General features: G+C 65.5%; 21 protein-coding genes and 2 pseudogenes. 12 read left to right on the forward strand and 11 right to left on the reverse strand.

Annotated elements, in window-relative coordinates; all coding sequences use genetic code 11:
* Positions 1 to 17 precede the first annotated feature (17 nt).
* On the forward strand, positions 18 to 605 hold the full coding sequence (locus tag HND55_07450) for an SRPBCC family protein (protein ID QKK02492.1): 588 nt from the start codon (positions 18 to 20) through the stop codon (positions 603 to 605).
* Positions 602 to 1,483, forward strand: a complete 882-nt coding sequence (locus HND55_07455) for a DUF2520 domain-containing protein (protein QKK02493.1) — start codon at positions 602 to 604, stop codon at positions 1,481 to 1,483. The genes HND55_07450 and HND55_07455 overlap by 4 nt, the downstream gene beginning before the upstream one ends.
* Here HND55_07455 and HND55_07460 read toward each other — a convergent pair.
* The 3 genes from HND55_07460 to trxB are packed head-to-tail and all read right to left on the reverse strand — an operon-like array spanning position 1,464 to position 4,259.
* Positions 1,464 to 2,192, reverse strand: a complete 729-nt coding sequence (locus tag HND55_07460; protein QKK02494.1) for a leucyl/phenylalanyl-tRNA--protein transferase — start codon at positions 2,190 to 2,192, stop codon at positions 1,464 to 1,466. The genes HND55_07455 and HND55_07460 overlap by 20 nt on opposite strands.
* Positions 2,189 to 3,322, reverse strand: a complete 1,134-nt coding sequence (locus HND55_07465; GenBank protein ID QKK02495.1) for a GNAT family N-acetyltransferase — start codon at positions 3,320 to 3,322, stop codon at positions 2,189 to 2,191. Before HND55_07465 ends, HND55_07460 begins: the two co-directional genes overlap by 4 nt.
* Complete coding sequence (gene trxB / locus HND55_07470; GenBank protein ID QKK02496.1) at positions 3,303 to 4,259, reverse strand: thioredoxin-disulfide reductase; 957 nt, start codon at positions 4,257 to 4,259, stop codon at positions 3,303 to 3,305. Before trxB ends, HND55_07465 begins: the two co-directional genes overlap by 20 nt.
* A gap of 128 nt (positions 4,260 to 4,387) precedes the next feature.
* Here trxB and ald point away from each other — a divergent pair, with 128 nt between their 5' ends.
* The 4 genes and pseudogenes from ald (at position 4,388) to lolA (ending at position 8,461) form a co-directional block, all read left to right on the forward strand.
* Positions 4,388 to 5,446: an alanine dehydrogenase gene (ald, locus tag HND55_07475; protein QKK02497.1), complete on the forward strand. Its 1,059-nt coding sequence runs from the start codon at positions 4,388 to 4,390 to the stop codon at positions 5,444 to 5,446.
* 102 nt (positions 5,447 to 5,548) lie between these two features.
* Positions 5,549 to 6,061, forward strand: a pseudogene (locus HND55_07480) (cell division protein FtsK).
* A 56-nt stretch (positions 6,062 to 6,117) separates the two neighbouring features.
* Positions 6,118 to 7,798: pseudogene (locus HND55_07485) on the forward strand (cell division protein FtsK).
* A 9-nt stretch (positions 7,799 to 7,807) separates the two neighbouring features.
* Entirely contained in the window at positions 7,808 to 8,461 is a 654-nt protein-coding gene (lolA, locus tag HND55_07490) for an outer membrane lipoprotein chaperone LolA (protein ID QKK02498.1), read from the forward strand.
* On the opposite strand, the gene HND55_07495 is transcribed toward lolA, so the two are convergent.
* The 6 genes from HND55_07495 to gluQRS form a co-directional block, all read right to left on the reverse strand.
* Positions 8,455 to 11,661: a hypothetical protein gene (locus HND55_07495; protein ID QKK02499.1), complete on the reverse strand. Its 3,207-nt coding sequence runs from the start codon at positions 11,659 to 11,661 to the stop codon at positions 8,455 to 8,457. The genes lolA and HND55_07495 overlap by 7 nt on opposite strands.
* Positions 11,658 to 12,137, reverse strand: coding sequence for a DUF4124 domain-containing protein (locus HND55_07500; protein ID QKK02500.1), 480 nt, complete (start codon positions 12,135 to 12,137; stop codon positions 11,658 to 11,660). The genes HND55_07495 and HND55_07500 overlap by 4 nt, the downstream gene beginning before the upstream one ends.
* Positions 12,134 to 12,403, reverse strand: coding sequence for an exodeoxyribonuclease VII small subunit (gene xseB / locus HND55_07505; protein ID QKK02501.1), 270 nt, complete (start codon positions 12,401 to 12,403; stop codon positions 12,134 to 12,136). The genes HND55_07500 and xseB overlap by 4 nt, the downstream gene beginning before the upstream one ends.
* Before the next feature lie 91 nt (positions 12,404 to 12,494).
* Complete coding sequence (gene tilS, locus HND55_07510) at positions 12,495 to 13,814, reverse strand: tRNA lysidine(34) synthetase TilS (GenBank protein QKK02502.1); 1,320 nt, start codon at positions 13,812 to 13,814, stop codon at positions 12,495 to 12,497.
* A gap of 14 nt (positions 13,815 to 13,828) precedes the next feature.
* On the reverse strand, positions 13,829 to 14,788 hold the full coding sequence (locus HND55_07515; GenBank protein ID QKK02503.1) for an acetyl-CoA carboxylase carboxyltransferase subunit alpha: 960 nt from the start codon (positions 14,786 to 14,788) through the stop codon (positions 13,829 to 13,831).
* Positions 14,789 to 14,832: 44 nt separating this feature from the next.
* Positions 14,833 to 15,756 (reverse strand): tRNA glutamyl-Q(34) synthetase GluQRS, encoded by a 924-nt coding sequence (gene gluQRS / locus HND55_07520; protein ID QKK02504.1) that lies wholly within the window; start codon positions 15,754 to 15,756, stop codon positions 14,833 to 14,835.
* A gap of 45 nt (positions 15,757 to 15,801) precedes the next feature.
* Between gluQRS and htpX the strand changes: the two genes are divergently transcribed.
* Positions 15,802 to 16,680, forward strand: coding sequence for a protease HtpX (htpX, locus tag HND55_07525; protein QKK02505.1), 879 nt, complete (start codon positions 15,802 to 15,804; stop codon positions 16,678 to 16,680).
* A 17-nt stretch (positions 16,681 to 16,697) separates the two neighbouring features.
* Here the strand turns inward: htpX and HND55_07530 are convergent, their stop codons facing one another.
* Both HND55_07530 and epmB read right to left on the reverse strand, forming a co-directional pair.
* Complete coding sequence (locus HND55_07530; GenBank protein QKK02506.1) at positions 16,698 to 18,752, reverse strand: EAL domain-containing protein; 2,055 nt, start codon at positions 18,750 to 18,752, stop codon at positions 16,698 to 16,700.
* A gap of 73 nt (positions 18,753 to 18,825) precedes the next feature.
* The gene (gene epmB, locus HND55_07535) at positions 18,826 to 19,830 is read right to left on the reverse strand and encodes an EF-P beta-lysylation protein EpmB (protein ID QKK02507.1); all 1,005 of its coding nucleotides are present in this window, start codon (positions 19,828 to 19,830) and stop codon (positions 18,826 to 18,828) included.
* Between the two features lie 71 nt (positions 19,831 to 19,901).
* Here epmB and efp point away from each other — a divergent pair, with 71 nt between their 5' ends.
* The 5 genes from efp to HND55_07560 are packed head-to-tail and all read left to right on the forward strand — an operon-like array spanning position 19,902 to position 24,053.
* Positions 19,902 to 20,471: an elongation factor P gene (efp, locus tag HND55_07540; GenBank protein ID QKK02508.1), complete on the forward strand. Its 570-nt coding sequence runs from the start codon at positions 19,902 to 19,904 to the stop codon at positions 20,469 to 20,471.
* A gap of 2 nt (positions 20,472 to 20,473) precedes the next feature.
* Positions 20,474 to 21,787 carry a TRZ/ATZ family hydrolase gene (locus HND55_07545; protein ID QKK02509.1) on the forward strand — a complete coding sequence of 438 codons (1,314 nt, stop codon included), beginning with the start codon at positions 20,474 to 20,476 and terminating at the stop codon, positions 21,785 to 21,787.
* Between the two features lie 25 nt (positions 21,788 to 21,812).
* Positions 21,813 to 22,538 (forward strand): bifunctional 2-polyprenyl-6-hydroxyphenol methylase/3-demethylubiquinol 3-O-methyltransferase UbiG, encoded by a 726-nt coding sequence (gene ubiG / locus HND55_07550; GenBank protein ID QKK02510.1) that lies wholly within the window; start codon positions 21,813 to 21,815, stop codon positions 22,536 to 22,538.
* Positions 22,539 to 22,542: 4 nt separating this feature from the next.
* Entirely contained in the window at positions 22,543 to 23,226 is a 684-nt protein-coding gene (locus HND55_07555) for an HAD-IA family hydrolase (GenBank protein ID QKK02511.1), read from the forward strand.
* Complete coding sequence (locus tag HND55_07560; GenBank protein QKK02512.1) at positions 23,223 to 24,053, forward strand: squalene/phytoene synthase family protein; 831 nt, start codon at positions 23,223 to 23,225, stop codon at positions 24,051 to 24,053. The genes HND55_07555 and HND55_07560 overlap by 4 nt, the downstream gene beginning before the upstream one ends.
* Positions 24,054 to 24,059 lie beyond the last annotated feature (6 nt).

Consider the following 24,059-nt stretch of genomic DNA (forward strand, 5'->3'; position numbering starts at 1 on the left):
TTGGGACGGAGAGACTGATGGCGAGAAAACTGTTTGGAGTGCTACTGGCCCTGGTCGTGGCGGTGACCGTGATCGGATTTTTGCTGCCGGCCCAGGTGACGGTGGAGCGCAGCCGGATCATGGATGCCGATCCGGAGACGGTCTTCGAGGTGCTCAATGACCTGCGGCATTTCGCGCGCTGGTCGCCCTGGCTGCTGCATCGTTCGAACCGTGACTTCAGACTGGAGGGACCGCCGGCCGGTGTCGGGGCAACGCTGGTCTGGGACGAGGCCCGCGGTGATGGCGGCAGCCGCATGTGGATCGTCGAATCCCGCCGGCCGGAGCGGATTGAAATGCGGCTGGAGCTCGGTCGCAGCGATGCCGATGGCTGGTTTGAGCTGGAGTCCGCCGAGGCTGGCACCGAAGTGCAGTGGGGAATGAGAATGTCGTTCGGAGCCTTCGACCTGACCGGTCGATACGTCGGCCTGATGTTGCCGGGTCTGGTCGGTCGCGACTACTCCAGGGGGCTGGAACGACTCGAGCGCTATCTGACGGCCGACAACGGCGGTCCGCCCTCATTGGGCGATGACTCCACCGAGTGGCTGCGGGAGCCGGATGCACCGTGACTGCTCCCACGCTCCATGTGTACGGCTGCGGACGGGCTGGGCGCGCCATAGCCCGTCGGCTGCACCAGTGCGGCGCGGTGACCGTCGGCCAGATCGTCAACCGAAGCCCGGCCAGCGCCATGGAAGCGGCAGCATTTATCGGTGCCGGCCAGCCACGCGCACAGTTCACTGCCGGAATCGATGGGCAGTGGTTGATGCTGGGGTTGCCCGACGGCGCGCTGGCGGCTGCCGTCGATGAGTTGCGTGAACGCCTGCCGGGCTTGCCGGCCCTGGCCTTTCACCTGTCCGGCTCCGCTCCGGCGGCGCTGTTGTCACCGCTGGGGTCGGCGGCCGCCGTTCACCCGCTTCGCGCCTTCGCCGACCCGGAACTTGCCGTACGGCAGTTCGAGTCGACCTGGTGCGTGGCCGAGGGCGAACCGACGGCCCTGTCTGCGCTGCGGCTGGTTTTTGAACGTGCCGGGGGTCGCTGGCTCGAATTCGCTGCGCGGGACAAACATGCCTACCATGCGGCCACGGTCGTTGCCAGCAATTTTCTGGTGACGGTGCAGGCGCTGGCGCGGAGACTGGCGACAGCAGCCGGACTCGAGCCCGCTCAGGCAGCGGAGCTGTTGGTCGATCTGCAGCGCGGCACCCTGCAAACCCTGCGTGATCGGCCACCGAAGGACGCTCTGACCGGTCCGATCGAGCGGGGCGATCTGGCCGCCTGTCGGCGGCTCCAGGATGCGGCCATGCGATCGCTGAGTGTGCCGGAGCAGGCGGCGTTCAATGCGCTCGGTCAGGCGACGGTGGCGCTGGCGGTGGCACGGCGCGGCCCGGGCGACAGTGACGCAGACCTGTTGAGGCTGTTCGGCGCCACGGCTACCAGTCGCGCAGATTGACCGCGGCCAGGGCCTGATCCCAGGAGCCGCGGCGGTCGCGCTGGCGCAAGCCCAGCGCAAGGGCAGCCTGAAACTCGACGGCCGGCAGCAGCGCCACGCCGAGCCGTTCCAGGTGAGGATTCCAGATCTGGCAATCACACAACAGAAAGTGCCACTGCGACAGTGCCCGCATCAGCACCGCCAGGGCGATCTTGGAGGCGTCGCGTTGGCGGTAGAACTTGGACTCTGCGAAGAAGACGCCCCCCAGCGCGACGCCGTACAGGCCGCCGGTCAGTGTGCCGTCAGGGCTGCGGACTTCGATGCTGTGGGCGTAGCCGGCCTGGTGCAGCAGGGTGTAGGCGTGCTGCATGTCGGCGCTGATCCAGGTGCCGCCCTGGTGTCGGCGCGGCCCGGCGCAGGCCCGCACCACGGCGGCAAAGTCGCGGTCGGCGGTCACTGCAAAACGCCCCTGCCGGAGGCTGCGGCGCAGTCGTCGGGAGATGTGCATTCGAGCTGGCACCATGACCGCGCGTGGCGCCGGGGACCACCACAGGACCGGATCACGCCAGTCGTACCACGGGAAAATGCCCTGCCGATAGGCGTTGAGCAGTCGAATCGGGTGCAGATCGCCGCCGCAGGCGATCAGACCGTCGCTGCGGCGCGTCGCGAGCGGGTCGGGAAACGGGCTGTCCGGAGCCTGCCCCAGGGTCGGTATGTGCGCCGGGCTCATCGGGCGTAGGGATCCAGGCGATCGAGCTGGCGGCGCCAGCTGTCGAGCGCGGCGCTTTCCTCATTCAGCCATCGTCGAATGGCCGCACGCAGCCCGGCGTGTCGAATGTAGTGAAACGAGCGTGTTGGTTGCGGCAGGAAGCCGCGCCGGATCTTGTGTTCGCCCTGGGCACCCGGCTCGAACCAGTGCAGTCCGTGGCGAATGCAGTAGTCGATACCCTGGTAGTAGCAGGTCTCGAAGTGAACATCCCGGGTCTCGACCAGGCTGCCCCAGTAGCGTCCGTAGAGCCGCTGCCGGTCACGCCAGAACACGGCAGCGGCCAGCGGTTGCTGGTCCCGCTCGGCGATACAGGCCAGGAAGTCCGGACCGAAGCGACGCGCGCAGCTGGCAAAAAACGCGCGATTGAGCGATGGCAGATTGCCGTAGAGCGCAAAGGTCGACTGGTAGCAGGTGTCGACAAGATCCAGTTCAGCCGCGGTCAGAGTGTTGCCGTCGCGCCAGCGAAAGCGCCAGCCATCAGCCCGCACCCGGCGTCGTTCGGCGCGGATGTTCTTGCGTGGCTTGTGCCTGAGTGCGGACAGGAAATCGTCGAAATCGCGATAGCCCGGATTGTGCCAGTGATACTGCCAGCCGCCGCGCTCGAGCCAGCCGGCCTGGCGCAAAACGCCGGCATCGTCGGTGTCGCAGAAGTTGACGGCTGCGCTGGACCACTGCCGCGCTTCGACTTCGGCTTCCAGTTGTGTCACGACCTGCCGGGCAGCTTCGGCGTGATGATGGGCGCCGAGCAGTCGCGGGCCGGTGACCGGCGTAAAGGGCACGGCCACCAGCAGTTTCGGGTACCAGTGAACACCAGCCGTCCGGGCAGCGTGGGCCCAGCTCCAGTCAAACACGAATTCCCCGTGCGAGTGGTTTTTTTGCCAGGCTGGCGCGGCGCAGCGCGGCTGTGAGACCGGGCCGGCGGTGACGAAGTGCGGTATCCAGCCGTTTTCGGACCCGACGCAGCCGGTTTCGATCAGGCTGGCCAGAAAGCGCCAGTCGACGAACGGGCCGCGGTCCTTGCACAGACCGTTCCAGCGGGTGGCGGAATGCCCCGGACCCTCGGTTCCGGCCTCAGTGATCGAGCTCGTCAAGGTAGCGTTCGGCATCCAGGGCGGCCATGCAGCCGAATCCGGCCGAGGTGACGGCCTGGCGGTAGACGTGATCGGCGACGTCGCCGGCAGCAAACACGCCGGGAATGCTGGTTGCGGTGGCCATGCCAGTCTGGCCGCTGCGGATGTGGATGTAACCGTTGGACATGTCCAGTTGCCCGGCGAAAATGCCGGTGTTGGGATCGTGGCCGATGGCAATGAACACCCCGTCGAGGTCGATCCGGTCGGTCTGCCCCGACTCGACCTGCCGGATGCGCATCCCGGTCACGCCGTCGTCGTCGCCGAGGACCTCCTCGAGCACGTGACTCCAGCGGATCTCGACCTTGCCTTCGGCCTGCCGGTCGAACAGGCGTTGCTGCAGGATCTTCTCGGCGCGAAGTTCATCGCGGCGATGCACCAGCATGACCTTGCTGGCGATATTGGCCAGATAGAGTGCCTCCTCGACGGCGGTATTGCCGCCACCGATGACGGCGACCGGTTTGTCGCGATAGAAAAACCCGTCGCAGGTGGCGCATGCCGACACGCCCCGGCCCTTGTAGGTTTCTTCAGACGGCAGTCCGAGATAGCGGGCGGAAGCTCCGGTGGCAATAATCAGGGCATCACAGGTGTAGACGCCACTGTCTCCCTCGAGCCGGAACGGACGCTGCTCCAGATCCGCCGAATGGATGTGGTCGAAGATGAGTTCGGTATCGAATGCCTCGGCATGCGCACCCATCCGCTGCATCAGCGCCGGTCCCTGCAGATCCGGGTAACTTCCTGGCCAGTTTTCGACATCCGTCGTGGTCATCAGCTGGCCACCCTGCTCAATGCCGGTGATCAATGCCGGCTTGAGATTGGCGCGCGCGGCATAGATGGCGGCGGTGTAGCCGGCCGGGCCGGAGCCCAGAATCAGCAGCGGAAAATGGCGGGGTTGAGACATGTATAATTTTCTCCAGTCGAGCGGTGTATTCGCCAGTCGTGGACCATGTGGCCAGTTCGCCGGCCTTCCAAGCGTGCCGGTCGCGGTGACCGGCGTCTTCTATTTTCGCAGTTTTCGAGGAGAACAGCATGCGTATCGGAATTCCGACCGAGACCAAGACCCTGGAAGGTCGCGTTGCGCTTGTGCCTGCGGCCGGTGGTGATCTGGTCCGGGCCGGTCATGAGGTCTACATCCAGTCCGGAGCCGGGGACAGCAGCGGTTTTTCGGACGCCGATTTCGAGCGAGTCGGCATGCAGGTGGTGCCCGATGCCGCCGCACTGTACGGACAGGCCGAGCTGGTGGTCAAGGTCAAGGAGCCGATTGCCGGCGACCTGGAGCATCTGCGGCGTGAGCATGTGCTGTTTTGCTATCTGCACCTCGCTGCTGAACCGGAGCTGACCGAGCGTCTGCTCGACATAGGACTGACCGGCGTGGCCTTCGAGACCGTCGAGGAGGCAGATGGCTCGCTTCCGCTGCTGGCGCCGATGAGCAACATTGCCGGACGCATCGGGGTCCAGGTCGGCACCCATCTGCTCCATATGCCACAGGGGGGTCGCGGCGTGCTGCTCGGCGGTCTGCCCGCCGCGGACCGGGGTCACGTCGTGGTTCTCGGTGCCGGCGCCGCCGGCGGCAACTCGGCTCGCCTGGCTGCCGCCTCCGGAGCCCGGGTGACCGTGTTCGACAAGCGCCAGGACCGACTGGCTGAAATGATGGCGATTGGCCCGAATGTCAGTGCCCTGTATCCTTATGTTGATGCGGTCGCCGATGCAGTGGCGCGGGCCGATCTGGTCATTGGAGCCGTGCTGATTCCCGGCGCCCGCGCACCGCACGTGCTCACCCGAGAGATGATCGCCGACATGAATGCCGGCAGTGTTGTGGTCGACATTTCCGTCGATCAGGGGGGCTGTGCAGAAACCACGCGGCCGACCACCTATGCCGATCCGACCTACACGGTCGACGGCGTGACGCATTTCGCCGTCACCAATATGCCCGGGGCGGTGCCACGTACCGCCAGCCAGGCCCTGTCGGCGGCCATTCTGCCCTACGTGCAGCGCATGGCAAGACCGGACTGGTCCGGACATGCCGCGCTTGTACGTGGTGTGAATGTGCGAGACGGCGAGCTGGTTCATCCGGCTATCAAGTCGTGATAATCTTTTCAATCATAGAGTTAGGGTCAAAATCTAAAGTGCATACTTGAAGTGACCCGGCGCGCCAATGAAAACACCGCCTCCGAGGCTGCTGCGCTTGCTATGAAGCGCCGGCTTGGAGAGGCTGTGTTCCTGCTGGTGCTGGTTGCGGCGGTCTATCTGCTGCTCAGCCTGCTCAGCCACCATCCGCTGGATCCGGGCTGGTCACGGGATGCAGGCAGTGACGATGTGCGCAACCTGGGTGGTGCATTCGGCGCCTGGCTGGCCGACCTGTTTCTGGTCTTGTTCGGCTATATGGCTTACGTCGCGCCGGTTCTGATCGGATTTGCCGGCGTGCGCGTGCTGCGCGAGCGAATCGAGCCGGCCGGACTGGCCGAGTGGGGCGTGCGCACCAGCGGGTTGCTGTTGGCGGTGCTGTCAGGCTGCATGCTGCTGGCCATGCAGTCCCGCGGTCGCCTCGACCAGCCAGGCGGCGTCATCGGGGAGGTGCTCTCCGGCCCGATGCAGTCTGCCCTCGGCCTGACCGGCGCGGTACTGATCAACCTGACGATCTTTCTCGCTGCGATCACGCTTTTTAGCGGATTGTCCTGGATACGGGCCGTCGACCGGGTCGGTCAGTTCGTTCTGGTCACAGCGCGCTGGAGCGTTGATCGCCTGGGCCAGGCCCGGGACTGGATTGCCGGCCGACGCGCCCGGGCCGAGCGCGACGAGATTCGCAAGCGCGACACGCAGCGGCGGCGCAGCCGCAGCGAAGTGCGTATCGAGCCGCGGGTGGAACCGAAGACCAGCGCACAATCCGAAACCAGGCTTCGGCAGCAGCCGCTGTTCAAGAATCTGTCGCCCGGAGAACTGCCGCCGCTCGATCTGCTTGATGAAGCGCCGCAACAGCGGGCCGGCTATTCGGCCGAGGCGCTCAAGGCGATGAGCCGGCAGGTCGAACTCAAGCTGGCCGATTTCGGCGTCGAGGTCGAGGTGGTGGCCGTTCACCCCGGGCCGGTGATTACGCGGTTCGAGCTGCAGCCGGCACCGGGAGTCAAGGGGTCGCAGATCTCCAATCTGGCCAAGGACCTGGCGCGCGGGCTGAGCGTGATCTCGGTGCGTGTCGTCGACGTCATTCCCGGCAAGAGCGTCATCGGGCTGGAAATCCCCAATCAGAACCGAGAGATTGTCTACTTACGCGAGATTCTGTCGTCTGAGGCCTATGAGCGCTCGGCTTCGCCACTGACGCTGGGCCTGGGCAAGAGCATCTCCGGCAAACCGGTAGTCGCCGATATCACCCGCATGCCGCATTTGCTGGTCGCTGGCACCACCGGTTCCGGCAAGTCGGTCGCGATCAACGCCATGGTGCTCAGCTTGCTCTACAAGGCTTCGCCCGACCAGGTCCGATTGATCATGGTCGATCCGAAGATGCTTGAGCTGTCGGTCTATGAGGGCATTCCGCATTTGCTGACGCCGGTGGTCACCGACATGAAAGAGGCTGCCAACGCCTTGCGCTGGTGCGTGGCCGAGATGGAGCGCCGCTACCGCCTGATGGCGGCCGTCGGTGTGCGCAATCTGGCTGGCTACAACCGCAAGGTGAAGGACGCCGCCGACAAGGGCAAGCCGATTGTCGATCCGCTGCACGATCCCTCGCTGCTGACCGAGGGTGAAGCGGCACCGACGCTGGAGCCGCTGCCTTACATTGTGGTCGTGGTTGACGAATTTGCCGACATGATGATGATCGTCGGCAAGAAGGTGGAACAGCTGATCGCGCGCCTGGCGCAGAAGGCGCGCGCTTCGGGCGTCCACCTGATCCTGGCCACGCAGCGGCCGTCGGTTGATGTCATTACCGGGCTGATCAAGGCCAACATTCCGACCCGCATGGCGTTTCAGGTCTCCTCGCGGGTCGATTCACGCACGATCCTGGATCAGCAGGGCGCCGAACAGCTGCTGGGCCACGGTGACATGCTGTATCTACCGCCGGGCTCCGGCCTGCCGGAGCGCGTGCACGGCGCCTTTGTCGATGATCACGAAGTGCATGCCGTGGCCGAAGCGCTCAAGGCCCAGGGCGAGCCGGACTACCTCGAAGACGTGCTGGCCGATACCCAGACCACCAGCGACGGCCAGCAGATCGGTATTACCGGCCTGCCGGAGTCGACTGACTCTGATTCGGACGACGAACTTTATGATCGGGCGGTTGCCTATGTAGTGGAGAGTCGCCGCGCCTCGATATCCGGCGTGCAGCGTCAGCTTCGCATTGGCTACAACCGTGCCGCACGGCTGATTGAAGAGATGGAAGCGCAGGGCGTGGTCAGCGCGCCGGAGCACAACGGCCAGCGCGAGGTGCTGGCGCCGGCACCCCGAAACGACTAGGAATACTCCATGAACCGGACTTTACGCTCGCATGGCCGATCATGGCCTGGCCTGGCTCGATGGTTTGGCGGTTGTGTGCTGGCGCTCACTTTGACCACCGCGCCGGACGCACTTGCAGGTGTGCGGGCGCAGCTCGAGGCGTTCGCAGAAGGGCTCGACAGCCTGACCGGTCGGTTCGAGCAGATCACGGTTGATGAGACCGGCCGGGTAGTCGAGGAGGCGTCGGGGCGGCTCGAGTATCTGGCGCCGAACCGTTTTCGCTGGGACTACGAGGTGCCGTTTCCGCAGCAGATTGTCGCTGACGGTGAACGTCTGTGGCATTACGATGAGTCACTCGAGCAGGTGACCGTACGTCCCCAGCCCGCGCCCGAGCAGTCGCCGCTGTTGGTGATGATGCAGCCGGAGCTGCTCGAACGCTACTATCGGCTTGCGGCCGATGACGAACGGTCCGTGCTGGAGTTCGTGCCGCTCGATGAATCAGCCGACTTCGAGCGCGCCCGGCTGCATTTTGATGATGGCGTGCCCGGTCGCCTGGAGTTCACCGACTCGTTCGGCCAGCAAACCCGCATCGAGCTGCTTTCGCTCCAGCGCAACCCCGGACTTCCGGCGGATCGCTTCAGTTTCGAAGTGCCCGACGGGATCGACCTGCTGGAGGGCTACTGAGACGGCAGCTGACAGTCCAGCCCGCTCAGCCAGGTCAGGCGGCGTGGCGCCAGACTGCCGCTGCCCACGCCCGGCAGAACCGAATCGTATTCCAGCGCTGCCCGCTCACAGTCCAGGAACTGCACGCTCATGCTGCCCCATTCCAGCGTTTCGATCGCGTCGGGATCGAATTCGTCTCCGAAGCCCGTTGCGCGAGTGGTCACCAGATGCTCGAAGCGGATCGTGCGGCCCTCGACATTGCCTTCGCCGACGACCCAGGCCTGCTCGCCGTCGCCGGCGTAGGTGAACCAGGCAGTGAACACGCGGCCGGCGCTGACTTCCTCGAAGTACCAGCCCTGGCCGCTGCTGTCCGGGTCGTACCACTGCCCGCTGATACCCGGTGCCGCCGACGAGGGCGCCAGCGGCAGGCTGCCGCAGGGCAGGCCGTTGATATTGGCCAGGCGCACGAACTCCAGGCTGCCGCTGGCCCCGAACAGCTGGCTGTTGTAGCTGACCCGTCCATGATCGCAGTGGCTGAAATCCAGCGTCAGGTCACCCCAGGGAAGAATCACCAGATTGTCCTCTCCGATCGGCGCGCCGGCATCGATCAGCCGCGTGGTCAGGGCGTCCTCGAACACGATCCGGCTGCCGTCGATATCCCCGATGCCGAGAATCCAGGCCTGGTGAGCTTGTTCGCTGCCCGCGGGCGGGTAGGTGAACCAGGCCAGAGCGGCCTGGGTTTCGTCGAGAATCTCGAGCAGCCAGCCTTCACCGGGCCGGTCCGGCACGAAATAGTGCCCGCTGTGGCCGGCGTGGAGCTGGTTCAGTCGCGGCGCCAGGCGCAATGCTTCCGGTCGCCTCAGTCCACCGTCCCCGGCCGCCGTCAGCACTGATTCGAACGCGCCGCTTGCCGCGTCGAACGCAAGGATTTCGCCGCTGTCGCGGCTGGCCACGTAGAGTCGTTCATCGGGCCCGAAGGCCAGTGCCCGGGCATAGTCCAGTCCTCCCCGGCCGGCCGGGATGAACTCGTCGATGAAGGCGCGCTGGTCGACGTCGAAGCGCAGGACATTGTTGCCGCTACCGTTGGCGACATAAAGCAGACCGTCCGGGCCGAAGGCGAGGTCGCGCGGGTCGGAGATCACGCCGTTGTCGGGGCCAGCCACATCGACGTTGCGCCAGCCGTTGAGCTCATTGAATGCCATGATGCGATTCGATCGGGCCTCGGCCACATAGAGGCGCTGGTTGCGGTAGGCAAAACTGCGCAGCGGCAGGTCCATCACCGAATTCCATGACTGCGGGTTGCGCGTCGGTTCGTCGGCGCCGAGTCGGTCATTGAGCTGTTGCCGGTCGGCGCTGTAGCGCTCGATGGCGTCGTCGCCGAGCACAACCAGCTGATTGTTTGGCAGCCAGCCCATGGCACGCGGAAACGAGCTTTGCAGCTCGCGCGGTTCAGGCAGCTGCGAGTCCAGGAAGACGTCGATGAGCTGTCCGCTGAGCCGGTCATAGCGGCGCACATCACCTGAAGCAAGGAGATACAGTCGGCCCTGGCCGTCAATGTCGAGGTCGGAATGTCCGGTCAGGATCGGCCCGGGATCGATGGCCTCCGGCGCCGCCACCACGCCCCGGAACTGCCCGTCGAGCGCGTAGGACAGCACTTGATCGGTATCACTGTCGACGACCAGCAGCTCCCAGGCCGCGATCGTGTCGGTGTCGGTTCGCAGCCGGCGCTGATCGAATACCAGCGGCGGCTCGGTGTCCGGTGGCGGCTCACCATCGAATGGATCAAAGGGGTAGGGATCGTCGCGGTCGAGCCGGCCATCATCATCGCTGTCGCCTTCCGAGTGCGGGGGCCGCTCCACGCTTGCGCCATCGCCGTCGGCATAGGCGGCAACGCTGGCCGCGGTGGCCGCCAGCTGCCAGGCGTTGGCCGCTTTTTCGCCAAACGTCCGCGAGCCGCAGGCGGCGCCGCCGCACCGGATGTCGGGGTTGGAGTACAGGTCGAGCCGGTGATAGCGGTCGATGTGCCCGCTGCCAAAGCTGCCCATCACGGTATGAAAGCGTGCAGGCTCGACAAAGGCGTAGTTGGAGGCGGCCGGGTCATCGGTCGAGGCCGCGCCACGCTGATGTTCGGCGCCGAGATTGTGGCCCAGCTCATGGGTGAAGACGGCGTCCGAACAGATCGACCAGTTGCTGGCGCCGTCGTTGTCGATATGGACGCCGTAAGCGGGGTCGAGCTGACCGCTGCCGCTGGTTTGAGGGAAGAACGCAATGCCGCAGCTGCCGCGTGTCTCGATATCGTGCGGCCAGGTCAGCACGACGAGATCGGCACCCTGGCTTTGACGCGTTCCGGCCAATCCGGAAAGCCCGGGGATGCTTTCTCCGGACAGTGCCCGGGCGAGATCCTGCAGCGCCTCCCGGTTGTTCTGGCTGCGGCTGTAGCTGGTGCGCTGGTGGTGCACCAGGCGCACGGCCGCCGGGACCTGTGAATCGACCAGCGCCTGATTGGCGATGGCCAGCAGATGATTGAGTCGGGTTTCGAGCTGATTTCCCGGATAACGGGCCTGCATGCTGTCGGGGTAGATGAACATCACATCGATCCGGGCAGGATCGGTGTCGTCGGTGGTCGGCGCATCCGCAGCCTGGGCAGTTTGTGCGTCGGCGCCTGCAGCGTGCGTCGTCACCGCATCACGGATGGGTCCGCCCAGCGTGTCGTCGTGCAGCGGGTCGACGTCCAGGCGATCGTCGGCGAGGTCGATCAGCCATGTGCCATGGGCGTTCGTGGTGACCTGGTAGATGCCGGCGGGCGTTGTGATGCGTGCATAAATTCCGCTGTCGCCAACGGTGATCGCTGCCCGCTCCAGATTCGACGCACGGCCTCGTGCATGCAGGGTAAAGTCACCGTTGGGATGGTCGAATCGACCGGCAACCGGCAGACTGATCGGCTTGCGGCCGGGCAGCGGCAGGGTCAGCATCGAAGCGTCCGGATCGATCCGTTCGCCCGGCCGTAGTGCGGCCACGGCGCCGTCCGGCAGCCCGGCGCGGGGAAAGTCGCCGGACTGCGGGCCGGCAGCCGTTGGCTTGATCTGCCAGACCAAGAGAGATTCGCCTTTGCCCTGTGAATCAGGCGTGTCGGGAGGGTGGCTGTCGGGCCACCAGGCCAGCCAGGCTGTCAGCACCAGCAGCGGAACAAGCAGAAGGCGCGCTGCGTATCGTGCGTTCATGGTCCGGTCCGACGTTCACCATAGGGCGAGTTCGGGCCGCGTCGCGTGCCCAGAATCGGGCCATTGAGTGCCGAGTAATCCTGTTGTCGCAGCTTCGGTGGCAGCCGGGCCGACCGGCGCTGCTCCGGCCAATCATGGTAAGGCGTCCAGGGCAGCGCGAACACGACCAGGCTCGGCTGCACGACAGGCGTCGATTGCGAGGGTGCAGGCGTAATCCAGCGCTCGGATCTGAGCGATAACCGGGCTCGTCGCTGCTCGATGAACCGTCGATTCTCTTCGGCAATCTGCGACAGATCCCCGGCCGGCTCGATGATGCTGATGGTCGCGCCATTGACCCGGCGAGCGTCGGCACCGCAGGGACGGTCGGAAAAGACGGTGCTGTCGCCGTCCTGGCAGCGGTACACATCCCCGGCGAGACCGGGGGGCATCAGGGCCAGGCCCGACATGCAAGCCAGTACGCGCAGCAGCATGATCACGACGAATCCGGGGTCAGGGGCTGGCCGCTGTTTTCGTCATCCGGATCAAGCAGCTGTTCGACCGACTGGCGGGCGCTGTCGAGCAGGCCATGACAGTGTCTGCTCAGCTCGACGCCGCGCCTGAACTGCGCCAGCGATTCGGCCAGGCTCGACTGGCCTGATTCCAGCTCGGCCACGATCTGCTCGAGTTCGGCCAGTGCCGTCTCGAAATCGGGTGACTGCTGTCCGTCGTTGTCGGTCTGCGGCGTCGTATTTTCCGTGCTCATGCGTTTGATTCTAACCCAGGAAACTTCTGAATAACCCTGCGCCGAGCGCGTTTCAGTCGGAAAAGCCGCCGTCGCGTCCACGCAGGGTTGTTCAGTGGTTCCCTGATGAGGGGTGTGGACCAGCACCGGATCCAGGCGCCGACCGGTGCCAGCACAAACGGCAGTCGCGCTCGGACAGGGCCGTGGCAAAGCCGGCCTCGATGAATCGGTCGCCCAGGGCTACGAGCTGGTCATTCCGATAGATTCGGGGCCATAGTGCGCGCCGCCAGGGTGGCACCCCGTGCTCGGCCAGCAGCTGGCCGACCGCCCGGGAGCCGCTTCGTTCCGCAAGTGTGATTCGCTCACCCGGGTCAGGGCCGGTTACGGTCAGCGCCAGGCCGCGTGCCGGTGGTGGCCTCAGCTCCAGCCAGCCGGAGGCGGCCGGAAGCTGCAGGGGTGAGCTCCCGTCCCAGCGCAACGGCGCGTCGATCACCGGGCTGTCAGCCCGATCCAGCCACAACCGATCACGCCAGCGTCGCATGACGCAGGCGCCCCAACGCAGCTCGGGCTGACGATCACGCGGCGCGGTCAGCACCTGCTCGGCATAGCAGGCCAGGCGCTTTCCCGGTGGCGGCGCAACATGGTGCTGCATGCACCAGTGGCGGATGGTTTCGCCCAGACCATAGACCGTTCGCGTGACCTCCGGGGCCAGCGATAACCCGTCTCTGCAGGTCGTCTCGGCGTTGAGCGTTTGATCAATCGCCTGCGCCACCAGAGCGGCTGCACCACTGGACAGGGTCGCGGTGCGCAGCAGCGCGCCGTCGATGCCGGGCCAGCGCTGCCGCAGCTGCGGCAGTACCGTCTGGCGCAGGAAGTTGCGGTCCAGTGTGGAATCGGCGTTGGCCGGATCGTCGAGCCCTGCCAGCCTGCGAGCCGCCAGGCAGGCGTCGATATCGCTGCGTGACCAGTCAAGCAGCGGGCGCACCAGCCAGCCGGGCCCAAAGCGGCGCTGTCTGGGAATGCCGGCCAGCCCGGCCGGGCCGGCGCCCCGCAGCATGCGCAGCAGCACTGTTTCGACCTGGTCATCGCGGTGATGGGCGGTCAACAGGGCATCACCGGGCTGCATGAGCGACTGCAGCGCCTCGTAGCGGGCGCTGCGCGCGTCGGCTTCCGGACCCTGGGCCGGCGTCACGCGTACTGCGATCTGCTGGCAGTTCACGCCCAGGCTGTCTGCCAGCTGTCCCGCCCGTTCGGCCCGCTGGCGGCTGTCGTGGTCCTGGCCATGATCGACGTGCACGCAGACGATGGCGCGGTCACTGCCGGCAGCGATGAGCTGGTCAAGCAGACACAGTGAGTCCGGTCCGCCGCTGAAAGCCACCAGCAGCCGGCCATCTCCCGGAAGCTGCGCGATGGCCGGATCAAGGTCGGGCATGATCCGGACCGCGCTCAGCGCTGCTCGAAGGCGCCGTAACTCATCAGGCGCTGATGGCGTCTGGTCAGCAACTCATCCGGCGGCTGGTCGCGCAAAAAGTCGATCTGTGCGTGCAGCGTCTCCTTGATGCGCACGGCCACTTCATGAGGCGAGCGGTGGGCACCGCCGGGCGGCTCCTTGATGACCTTGTCAATCAGCTCGAGGGCCTTCAGGCGGCTGGCGGTCAATCCCATGGCCTCGGCCGCGACCGCGGCCTTGTCGGCGCTTTTCCACAGAATCGAGGCGCAGCCTTCCGGTGAGATCACCGAGTAGATGCTGTACTGGAGCATGCTGATCCGGTCGCCAACGCCGATCGCCAGCGCGCCCCCGGATCCGCCTTCACCGATAATGAAGCACACGATCGGTACCGGCAGGCGAGCCATGGCCGCCAGGTTGCGGGCGATGGCCTCGGACTGGCCACGCTCTTCGGCGCCGACTCCGGGGTAGGCACCGGGCGTGTCGATCAGCGTGACGATGGGCAGATTGAACCGAGCGGCCATCTGCATCAGACGCAGCGCCTTGCGATAGCCTTCCGGGCGCGGCATGCCAAAGTTGCGGTAGACCTTTTCCTTTGTATCCCGGCCCTTCTGATGCCCGATCAGCATCACGCTCATCCCGTCGATGCTGGCCAGCCCGCCGACGATGGCATGGTCGTCAGCGTACAGGCGGTCGCCGTGCAGTTCCTCGAAACGGTCGCAGATCATTGACACGTAATCGAGGGTGTATGGGCGCTGCGGGTGACGTGCCAGCTGAGAAATCTGCCAGTCGTTGAGCTCCGAGAAAATGGTTTCGGTCCGCTCACGGCATTTATGTTCCAGGCGCTGAATCTCCTCCTCGAGGTTCATCGAAACCCCGGACCCGACGTTGCGCAGCTCGCGAATCTTGGCTTCGAGCTCGACGATCGGCTGTTCGAAATCGAGATAGTTGGCGTTCATGGTTGACCGTGCTGGACCACTGAAACCGCAGTATAACGTTCCGCTCAACCGGGATGCACGCCAACGGCAATCGGGCCGCGCGGGATTGCAGCCGGGCTCCAGTGGCTTCGCGCCCAGTGCCACTGCGCGTCGAGTGATCGGCAGCCCGGTGGCGGCTCGTGTCCGAGGGCGCGCAGCGCCAGGCGCAGGGCTTCGGCCTCGGGTCGGGCAGCAACCGGATCATCGCCGTCGGACTTGCTCAGTTTTCGCCCGTGCTCATCGGTGACCACCGGCAGGTGCATCCAGCCCGGCGCAGGCAGCCCGAGATTCTCGTAGAGGTAAAGCTGGCGAGCGGTCGAATCGATCAGGTCGGCGCCGCGTACCACCTCGGTGATGCCTTCGGAGGCGTCGTCGACCACGACGGCAAGCTGATAGGCGATCACCCCGTCGCCACGCAGAATGATGAAATCGCCGCTGCGCTGACCCGGATGCTCCTCGCACGCTCCCTGCACCACATCGTCGAATCGTATTGTTGGCGCGTCTTGCGTATTGACGCGCACGCTGCGTGGTTTGCGTTGCGCCGGCAGTCCGTTGCGGCAGGTGCCGGGATAGCGGCCATCGGGCGGCAGTTGTCGCCGCGTACAGCCGCACCAGAAGGCGTGCCGGGCGTCGAGCAGGCGGTGCAAGGCCTGCCGGTGCCGGGCCGCGTTGCGATGCTGGTAACTGACCGGGCCATCGGGTCCAAGCCCGAAACGAGCCAGGGTACGCAGCTGGTCGCGGGCCGCTCCCGGGATTTCGCGCCGTCGGTCGATGTCATCAATTCGAATCCGCCACTGCCCGTTTCTGCTGCGCGCCCGCAGGTAGCTGCCCACAGCAGCCACCAGGGAACCGAAATGCAGTGGTCCGGTCGGTGATGGCGCGAAACGACCGACATAGAGCGATCCGGGTTGTCCGGGCTGTATCTTGTATTTTGCCGGCGGGGCAGCCATTTTCAGGATTGCTTCGATCAATCAGATGTAGCGAGGACCATCGAAATGCGCAGAATCGTCCTGTTTCTGGCCACCAACCTGGCGGTGCTGGTCGTGCTCGGCGTGGTCATGAATCTGCTCGAGCCATGGCTAATCCGGCAGGGCATCGATCTTCATCATGCCACGATTCTGGTGTTTGCCCTGTTGTTCGGCATGGGCGGTGCGATCGTCTCGCTGCTGCTGTCCAAACGCATTGCGCTGATGAGCACGCGAGCACGGATCATCGAACAGCCCGTCAGCAGCGTGGAGCGATGGCTGGTTGAAACGGTCGACCGCCAGGCACGCGAGGCCGGCATTGGCCGGCCGGACGTGGCCGTTTACGATTCGCCGGAGCCCAATGCGTTTGCCACCGGCGCCTCGCGCAACAAGGCGCTGGTCGCCGTCAGCAGCGGGCTGCTGCAGCACATGCGCCCCAACGAGGTCGAGGCCGTACTCGGGCACGAGGTCTCGCACGTGGCTAATGGCGATATGGTAACCATGACGCTTCTGCAGGGTGTGCTCAATACCTTTGTTCTGCTGCTGTCGCGTGTGCTCGGCCAGGTCATTGACCGGGCGGTGTTCAAGAGCGAGCGTGGCTACGGTCCCGGCTATCTGTTCAGCGTGATCGTGCTTCAGATCGTTCTCGGCGTGCTGGCAAGCATGATCACCATGGCCTTCTCGCGCTGGCGCGAGTTTCGCGCAGATTCCGGCGGCGCAGGTCTGGCCGGGCGCGACAATATGGTCGCCGCACTGCGTCGGCTGGGCCAGGTCAACCAGCCATCCCGGTTGCCAGAATCGGTCGAGGCGTTCGGGATTCGTGGCCGGGTTGGAATAGGCCTGCGCCGCCTGCTGATGAGTCATCCGCCAATCGAAGAGCGGATACGGGCACTGACCGGCGAGCGATAAGGTGTTTGGCCGGTGATTCAGGCGGAGGCTTCCTCGCGCACGAATTCGCCTTGCACCAGGGTAATGCCAAACTGCCACAGTGTTGCCAGGTCGCCGGTGTTTTCGACTTTCGGTGCAATGAGCCGGACGTCCTTTTCCCGGGCATGCGTGACCAGGGTCGAGAGCTTCTGACGCAGCGCATCGTTGCCGCTCAGGTCCTGGATCATGTCCTGATCGAGTCTCGCAAAATCAATTGCGAGGTGGCGCATCAGGCTTTCGAAGGGCGCATCCGGAGCCACGTCGACCAGCGCAAAGCGACAGCCGCTGGCCTTGAAGCGTTCGATGAAAATCTGTGCCGGCCTCAGCTTTTCACGCACTTCGTTTTCGCGCAGACCGACGATCAGGCGCCGGGCGTCAAGTCCGCTGTCCATTTGCGCCGCCAGGCGCTTACAGGCTTCTTCGTCGGTAATCGTTCCCAGGCTGATCGGTACCAGCCACTGCAGGTCAGTGTCACCCTGCCGTTCGGTCAGCAGTGTCTGCAGGCGATTGAGCATGTCCTCGTCGATACGGGCGGCCAGTCCGACGCGGATCGCGGCGTTCATGTAGACCGAGGGCAAGACCACTTCATCACTGTCCTCGGGCCGCAGTCGAGTCTCGATCTCGTTGATCAGGAACCCGTCGTCTTCCATGCTGGTGATCGGTGAGGTCACCAGCCCGAACTCGTCGTGGTCAAGGGCGTGTCGAAGCCGTTCGCCCCAGGCACTGTCGTCCTCGTCACCCTCGGTGGAGACCTTGGGCCGGTAGCGTACGAAGCCCTTGCCGCCGGCACGCAGCGCTTCTGCAAGCGCCGATTCCGCCTGCACGACCAGCTTTTCGCTGTCGTCGACTTCACTTCCGGCCACGGCCAGGCCGACACTGGCCGAAACGGTCAGGCTGGCCTCACGCACTTCGATGATGCGACCCGAACACTGTTCGATCATGGACCCGGCCAGTTTCTCGGCTTCGGCCCGATCCGCGCAGTCGGCGATCACCGCAAAGGTGTGATCGCGAAGCCGTGCCATCGGCCGCTCGCCGGTAACCGACTCAAACAGCTCGGCCGAGGCGCGGATCAGTTCATCGGTAGCACCGACACCCACCTTGTCGAGCAGCTGGTCATGCTCGTCGAGCGACAGTGCCAGGACGCTCAGGCCGCCCGTATCCTCGCGCGCCTGAATCTGTTCGGCAAGCTGTTCGACGAAGGACACTGAGTTGAGCAGGCCGGTGAGCATGTCGCTGGTCTTGAGTTTGCGCAATTCCTCGGCCAGCGCCGGGTCGGCCTGGCTGATGTTCTCGCGCACCAGCATCTGGGCACAGTACTCACCGCCATAGCGCGCCGGCGAAAAGGCAACCGTCGCCGAGAACGTCTCGCCGCCCTGCCGGTGGGCGTTGAGTAGCAGTTCATTGTCCGGCATTTCGTCGCGTGCCAGGGATTTGAGCACCTTCTTGAGATCCGGTCCGTGTTTGCTGGGCGTGAACAGGTCGAGCATGGACAGGCCCTCGAGATCTTCAAAGCCGTCGAAGCCGAACAGGTTCAAGTAGGCCGGGTTGGCATAGATGTGCAGGCCCTCGTGGATGTAGGCAATCGCTTCGCTGGAGCTGTCCAGCAGCAGGGTGTAGCGATCCTCGATATCGGCCAGGCTGCGCAGCGCCTTGTCGGCGCCGACGCGTGCGCGCAGCGACTCGATCTGGGCGATTGCCAGTCGTTTGAATTGCCTGAGACTGCTGCGCTGGACGAAGCCTTCGACACCAATGGCGGCCACGGCAAGAGCGGCGCGTGCATCGTCGTCGTCGATCAGGGTGATGATCGGGACGAAATGGTCCTGGTCGCGCGCCAGACGGGCAGTGGTTTCAAGCAAGCCGAGGTCGACGGAATCCACCCGAATCATGACCAGGTCGACCCGCTCTGATTCGAAGGTGCGGCTGACTGCATTGGCGGTATCAGCAAACAGGGTCCTGACGGCTGCCTCCTCACCGAGCATCTGGGTCAGTTCCCGGGGCGCCGACGGATCGTCGGTTACCGTCAGGATTTTGATTTCGGTCGGCTGTTCGGGCATCGGCTGTCCCTGCATCTGGGTAGGTGAATCTTATCGCCGCCGCGGCACAGATTGCCAGTGCTGTGATTCGATTTCATAGAATCGGCGTCTTGTAGGGAACGCCGGCGCGTTCCCGCACCAGACGCGGCACCAGGTAACCTGACAGCTCGCGACGCAGCGTTTCGACCAGCGCCACCGCGCGCCGGTCTTCGACTTCGAACCGTGCCGCGCCGGTGACCCGGTCCAACTGATGAAGGTAGTAGGGCAGTGCCCCGGCGGCGAAGCTGCGCCGCATCAGCCCGGCCAGTGTCGCGGCCTGATCATTGATTCCGGCCAGCAGCACGGCCTGGTTGAGCACTTGAACGCCGGCACGGCGCAGTCTCGAGAGTGCGGCGTCGACGCTGCTGTCGAATTCGTTCGGATGGTTGGCGTGAATCACCATGACGGCCGGCCAGGGCAATTCAGCCAGCCAGCGACAAAGGCGATCATCGATGCGTTCGGGCAGCACGACCGGCAGCCGGGAGTGGATGCGCAGGCGGCGAAGGTGGCCCACTGGGGCCAGTGAGTCACTCAGACGGCGCAGCTGCACCGTTGGCAGCATCAGCGGGTCGCCGCCGGACAGGATGACCTCCTCGATATCACCGTTTGCGGCAACATAGTCCACTGCAGGTTGCCAGCGATCGGCCGAGGCGCGCTCTTGCTGGTAGGGAAAGGCCTGCCGGAAGCAGTAGCGGCAGTGAACCGCACAGGCGCCGGTTGCCACCAGCAGAACGCGACCGTGGTACTTGTGCAGCACGCCGCGAGTCTGGCGACTGTCGCGGTCGCCGACCGGGTCATCGCAGAATCCCGGTTGAGCCTCCATCTCTCCGCTTTCCGGCAAGACCTGCAGCAGCAGCGGGTCGTGCCGGTTGCCGTATTCCATGCGTCGGGCGAACCGGCGCGGCACGCGCATGGGAAAAAGGGCCGGCGCCGCTCGCGGTTCAGGCGGCAGTCCCAGAAAGGCCAGCAGTTCGGCCGGATCGCGAAAGGCCTGGCGCAAGGCCTGTTGCCAGCGTGGCTTGGGCAGGACAGCGGATCGCGCTAAACTATCAGATTGCATTGATTCGAGATCCATCAGGAATAACCGCCCCGGCCGTTCAGGTCGGGGCGTCATTGTAATCCGGAGCAGACATGGCAACCTACAGCACCAATGAATTCAAGTCGGGCCTGAAGATCATTCTTGACGGTGATCCCTACACCATCGTCGAAAACGAGTTCGTCAAGCCCGGAAAGGGGCAGGCTTTCAGCCGGGTCCGCGTGCGCAACCTCAAGTCCGGGCGGGTCATCGAGAAGACCTTCAAGTCGGGCGAAACCGTCGAGGCCGCTGATATCTTCGAAAAAGAAGTCCAGTACCTCTACAGTGACGACGAGTTCTGGCACTTCATGGATCCGGAGAGTTTCGAGCAGATTGCCGCCGACGAACAGGTCATCGGTGAGGCGCGTCAGTGGCTCAAGGAAGAGGATCGCTGTCAGGTGACCCTGTGGAATGGCGCCCCATTGACCATCGTGCCGCCGAATTTCGTCGAGCTGGCGGTGGTCGAAACCGATCCCGGGCTCAAGGGAGACACCAGCGGCAGCGGCGGCAAGCCGGCCCGGCTGGAGACCGGCGCGAGCGTGCGTGTGCCGCTGTTTGTGCAGGAAGGCGATGTGATCCGGGTCGATACCCGAACCGGCGAGTACATGTCGCGGGTCAAGGATTGAGCATGGATGGTCCGGCCAAGGCGCTGCTGCCGCGCTGGATCGTACCGGTCCGGCCCGAAGGTGAAGTGCTCGAGCGCCATGCCGTGGTGATCGCAGACGGCCGCATTCAGGCCGTTATCCCCGGATCGGTGCTGTCCGATGAGTATCCGCAGGCCCAGGTTGTGGAACTACCCGATCAGGTGCTGATTCCTGGCCTGGTCAATGCCCACACCCACAGCGCCATGGCGCTCATGCGGGGAATGGCCGACGACTTGCCGCTGATGCGCTGGCTCGAAGACCACATCTGGCCGGCCGAGCAGCGTCACGTGGGGCCGGACTACGTTCGTGCGGGCAGCGAGCTGGCCATGGCGGAAATGCTGGCCGGCGGGACGACCTGTTTCAACGACAATTACTTCTTCCCCGATGTGATCGCGGCGGTGGCGCGGCGGGTCGGCATCCGCGCGGCGGTTGGCCTGCCGGTCATCAGTGTCCCCACGGCCTGGGCCGACAGCGAGGACGCGTACTTCCGGCGCGGCCTCGAGGTGCACCAGTCGCTGAAGGGCGAGCCGCTGCTGACTACACTGTTTGCCCCGCACGCGCCTTACACGGTCAGTGACCGTGCCTTCGAACGCATGCGCGACCTGGCCGAGGAGATGGATGTGGGCATTCACCTGCACCTGCTTGAGACCGGTGGCGAAATCGAGGCCAGTCTCGCCGCGCACGGACAGGCACCGATTGACCGCCTCGAGCGCCTGGGTGTTTTCGGGCCGCGTCTGCTGGCCGTTCACATGACGCAGCTCGACGAGGCCGGGATTGCGCGCACCGCGCGCGCCGGCGTCCACGTGCTGCACTGCCCTGCGTCCAACATGAAGCTGGCCAGCGGCATGTGCCCGGTGGCAGCACTGGATGCCGCCGGCGTCAATGTCGCGGTTGGCACTGACGGCGCAGCCAGCAACAACACGCTGGACATGTTTGCCGAAATGCGCCTGAGCGCGCTGCTGGCCAAGGGCTGCAGCGGGGATCCCGAAGCGGTGCCGGCTGCGCGTGCGCTGTCGATGGCGACGCTGCACGGTGCGCGTGCCCTGGGTTTGGATGCAGATATCGGCTCGATCGAGAAGGGCAAGGCGGCTGATCTGGTGGCCGTGAGCCTGAGTGGTCCGGAATCGCAGCCCGTTCACAATGTGATCTCGCAGCTGGTCTACGCTGCCTCGCGTCACCAGGTCAGGTCGGTCTGGGTCGCCGGGCGGATGGTGGTCTGCGGGGGCAGCCTGACGACCATCGACCTGGAGCGTCTCACGGCACAGTGTGAGCACTGGCGCCAGCGCCTGAATGGCTGAGCCGAAGCAGTCAAAGGAGCCTGTCATGAGCGAATCCGAACAGCCGCCAGCAAGCGCCAACATCGACCCGGACGAGGCGGGCAAGTTCGATGCCCTGGCGGCACGCTGGTGGGATCCCGAAGGTGACTTGCGCACGCTTCACGACATCAACGGGCCACGACTGGCGTTTCTGGCCGACCGGGTCAAGCTCGAAGGCGCGCGCACGCTCGATGTGGGTTGTGGCGGCGGCTTGTTCAGCGAGGCGCTTGCTGCCCGGGGTGCGCATGTGACCGGAATCGACGTGGCTTCGCAATCACTGGCAGTAGCCCGGCTACACCTGGCAGCATCGGGCCTGTCGGTTGATTATCGTCACACCACTGCCGAGGAGCTGGCCGCGGCCGATGCAGAGTCGTTCGATGTGGTCTGCTGCCTGGAGATGCTCGAGCACGTCCCGGATCCCGAGCGCACGGTGGCGGCTTGCGCACGCCTGTGTCGGGTCGGCGGCCGGTTGCTGTTCAGTACCATCAACCGCTCGCCACTGGCCTGGGTCACGGCCATTGTCGGGGCCGAGTACCTGGCCCGTCTGCTGCCGCGGGGCACGCACCGCTATGATCGGCTGATCCGGCCGGCCGAGCTGGCCGGCGCCTGTCGCCGCAACGGGCTGCGAGTACTTGAAATTGCCGGCCTGTCCTACAACCCGCTGTCGCGCACGGTGCAGATCGGCGCTCGTCCCCGCGTTAATTATTTCCTGCTGGCCGAGCGCCCGGAGTGAGCGCTTGCGCCTGACCGGTTCGATCAAGGCGGTACTGTTCGACCTCGATGGAACGCTGGTCGATAGCGCGCCGGATCTGCTGTCCGCGCTCGACCACGTGCTTGCCCGTCTCGGTCGGCCGCCCTGCAGCCGGCCGGCCTTGCGTCATTTCGCCTCGCGCGGAGCGCTTGGCCTGCTCGAGGCCGGCCTGCCCGATGTGGGCGATACCGAGCGGCAGCGTTTGCGGCAGCCGTTTCTGGACTTCTATGCCAGGCACCTCTGGCGTGAATCCCGGCCATTCGAGGGGATCGATGACCTGCTCGAAGCGCTGGGTCGTGCCGGGATTCCGATCGGGGTGGTCACCAACAAGATCACCCGTTTCGCCGCTCCGGTGCTGAACCATGCCGGCTGGACCGAGCGCATCGCGTGCCTGGTGACCGGTGACCGGGTTGCACGGCCAAAACCGGACCCGGAACCGGTGCGGCTGGCCTGCAGGCTGTTGTTGGTCGACCCGGCCGACGTGGTGTTCATCGGCGATGATCAGCGGGATGTAGAGGCCGGACAGGCGGCCGGTGTGACCACGATCGTAGCCGGCTGGGGCTATCTCGACCCGGCCGTCGACCCCGATAGCTGGGGTGCCGATGCCTTCGCCGCGAGTCCCAGTGGCCTGGCGGCGCTGCTGGCGAACCGTGCTGGCCCGAACCGATGAAGCCCCTAGACTGGTGCCGTGAACGCCTGCAGGTGGCCGGGCAGCCACTGGCTGCATCACTGCCGTTTGCGCCATCGGACCACCGCCAGACGATCATTGCGCTGCGCGCGCTGGCCACAGAGATCATGGCGGTGCCCCGGGAGGTCGACGAGGCCGAGGTGGCGCGTCGCAAGCTGGAGTGGTGGAGTCAGGCGCTGGAGGCGGGCAGCGCCCACCCGGCCATCGAGGCCTGGTACCGGACGTCGGCATCCGCGATGCTTCGCGGCGAGTTCGCCTCGCTGCTGGCTGCGGTGGTGACCGACATCGATCCACCGCGCTGCAATGATCTCGACGAGGCCTGGCAGTACTGCGGACGGCTCGGTGGCATGGTGGCCGTGCTGGAGGCGCGTGCGCTGGGCGCCGACCCGGCGCTGGCCGAATGCCTGCGCGCCTGCGGTACTTTCAGCGAACTGGTGCGGCGCGTGCGCGATGTAGCCATCGACGCTGGCCGGCATCGCTGGCTGGTTCCGCTGCAGCTTCAGGCCCAGTACCAGGTTTCGCGCGTGGACGTCGTCTCGGGTGCGGTCGGCCGCGGCTGGGATGGACTGGTTCGCCACTGGCTTGGCGACGGGCTGCGCCGGGTTGAAGCAGCCGCGCCGGGCGCTGATCCGGTTGCGGCCTGGCGGCACCGGCACGTACTGATCGCACACGCGCTTGATCGTCGCCTGGCCAGCCGGCTTGCGGCGCGGCCGGGCCGAATTCTCGGCCACCGCTTCCTGCCGGGGCATGCCGGCAATGTCTGGACCGCCTGGCGCTGCGCCCGGCGGCTGCAACGGGCGGCTCGCTGACCCGCT

It is taken from the genome of Pseudomonadota bacterium (assembly GCA_013285445.1).
In the GTDB taxonomy this organism is placed as follows: Bacteria; Pseudomonadota; Gammaproteobacteria; order Xanthomonadales; family Wenzhouxiangellaceae; genus Wenzhouxiangella.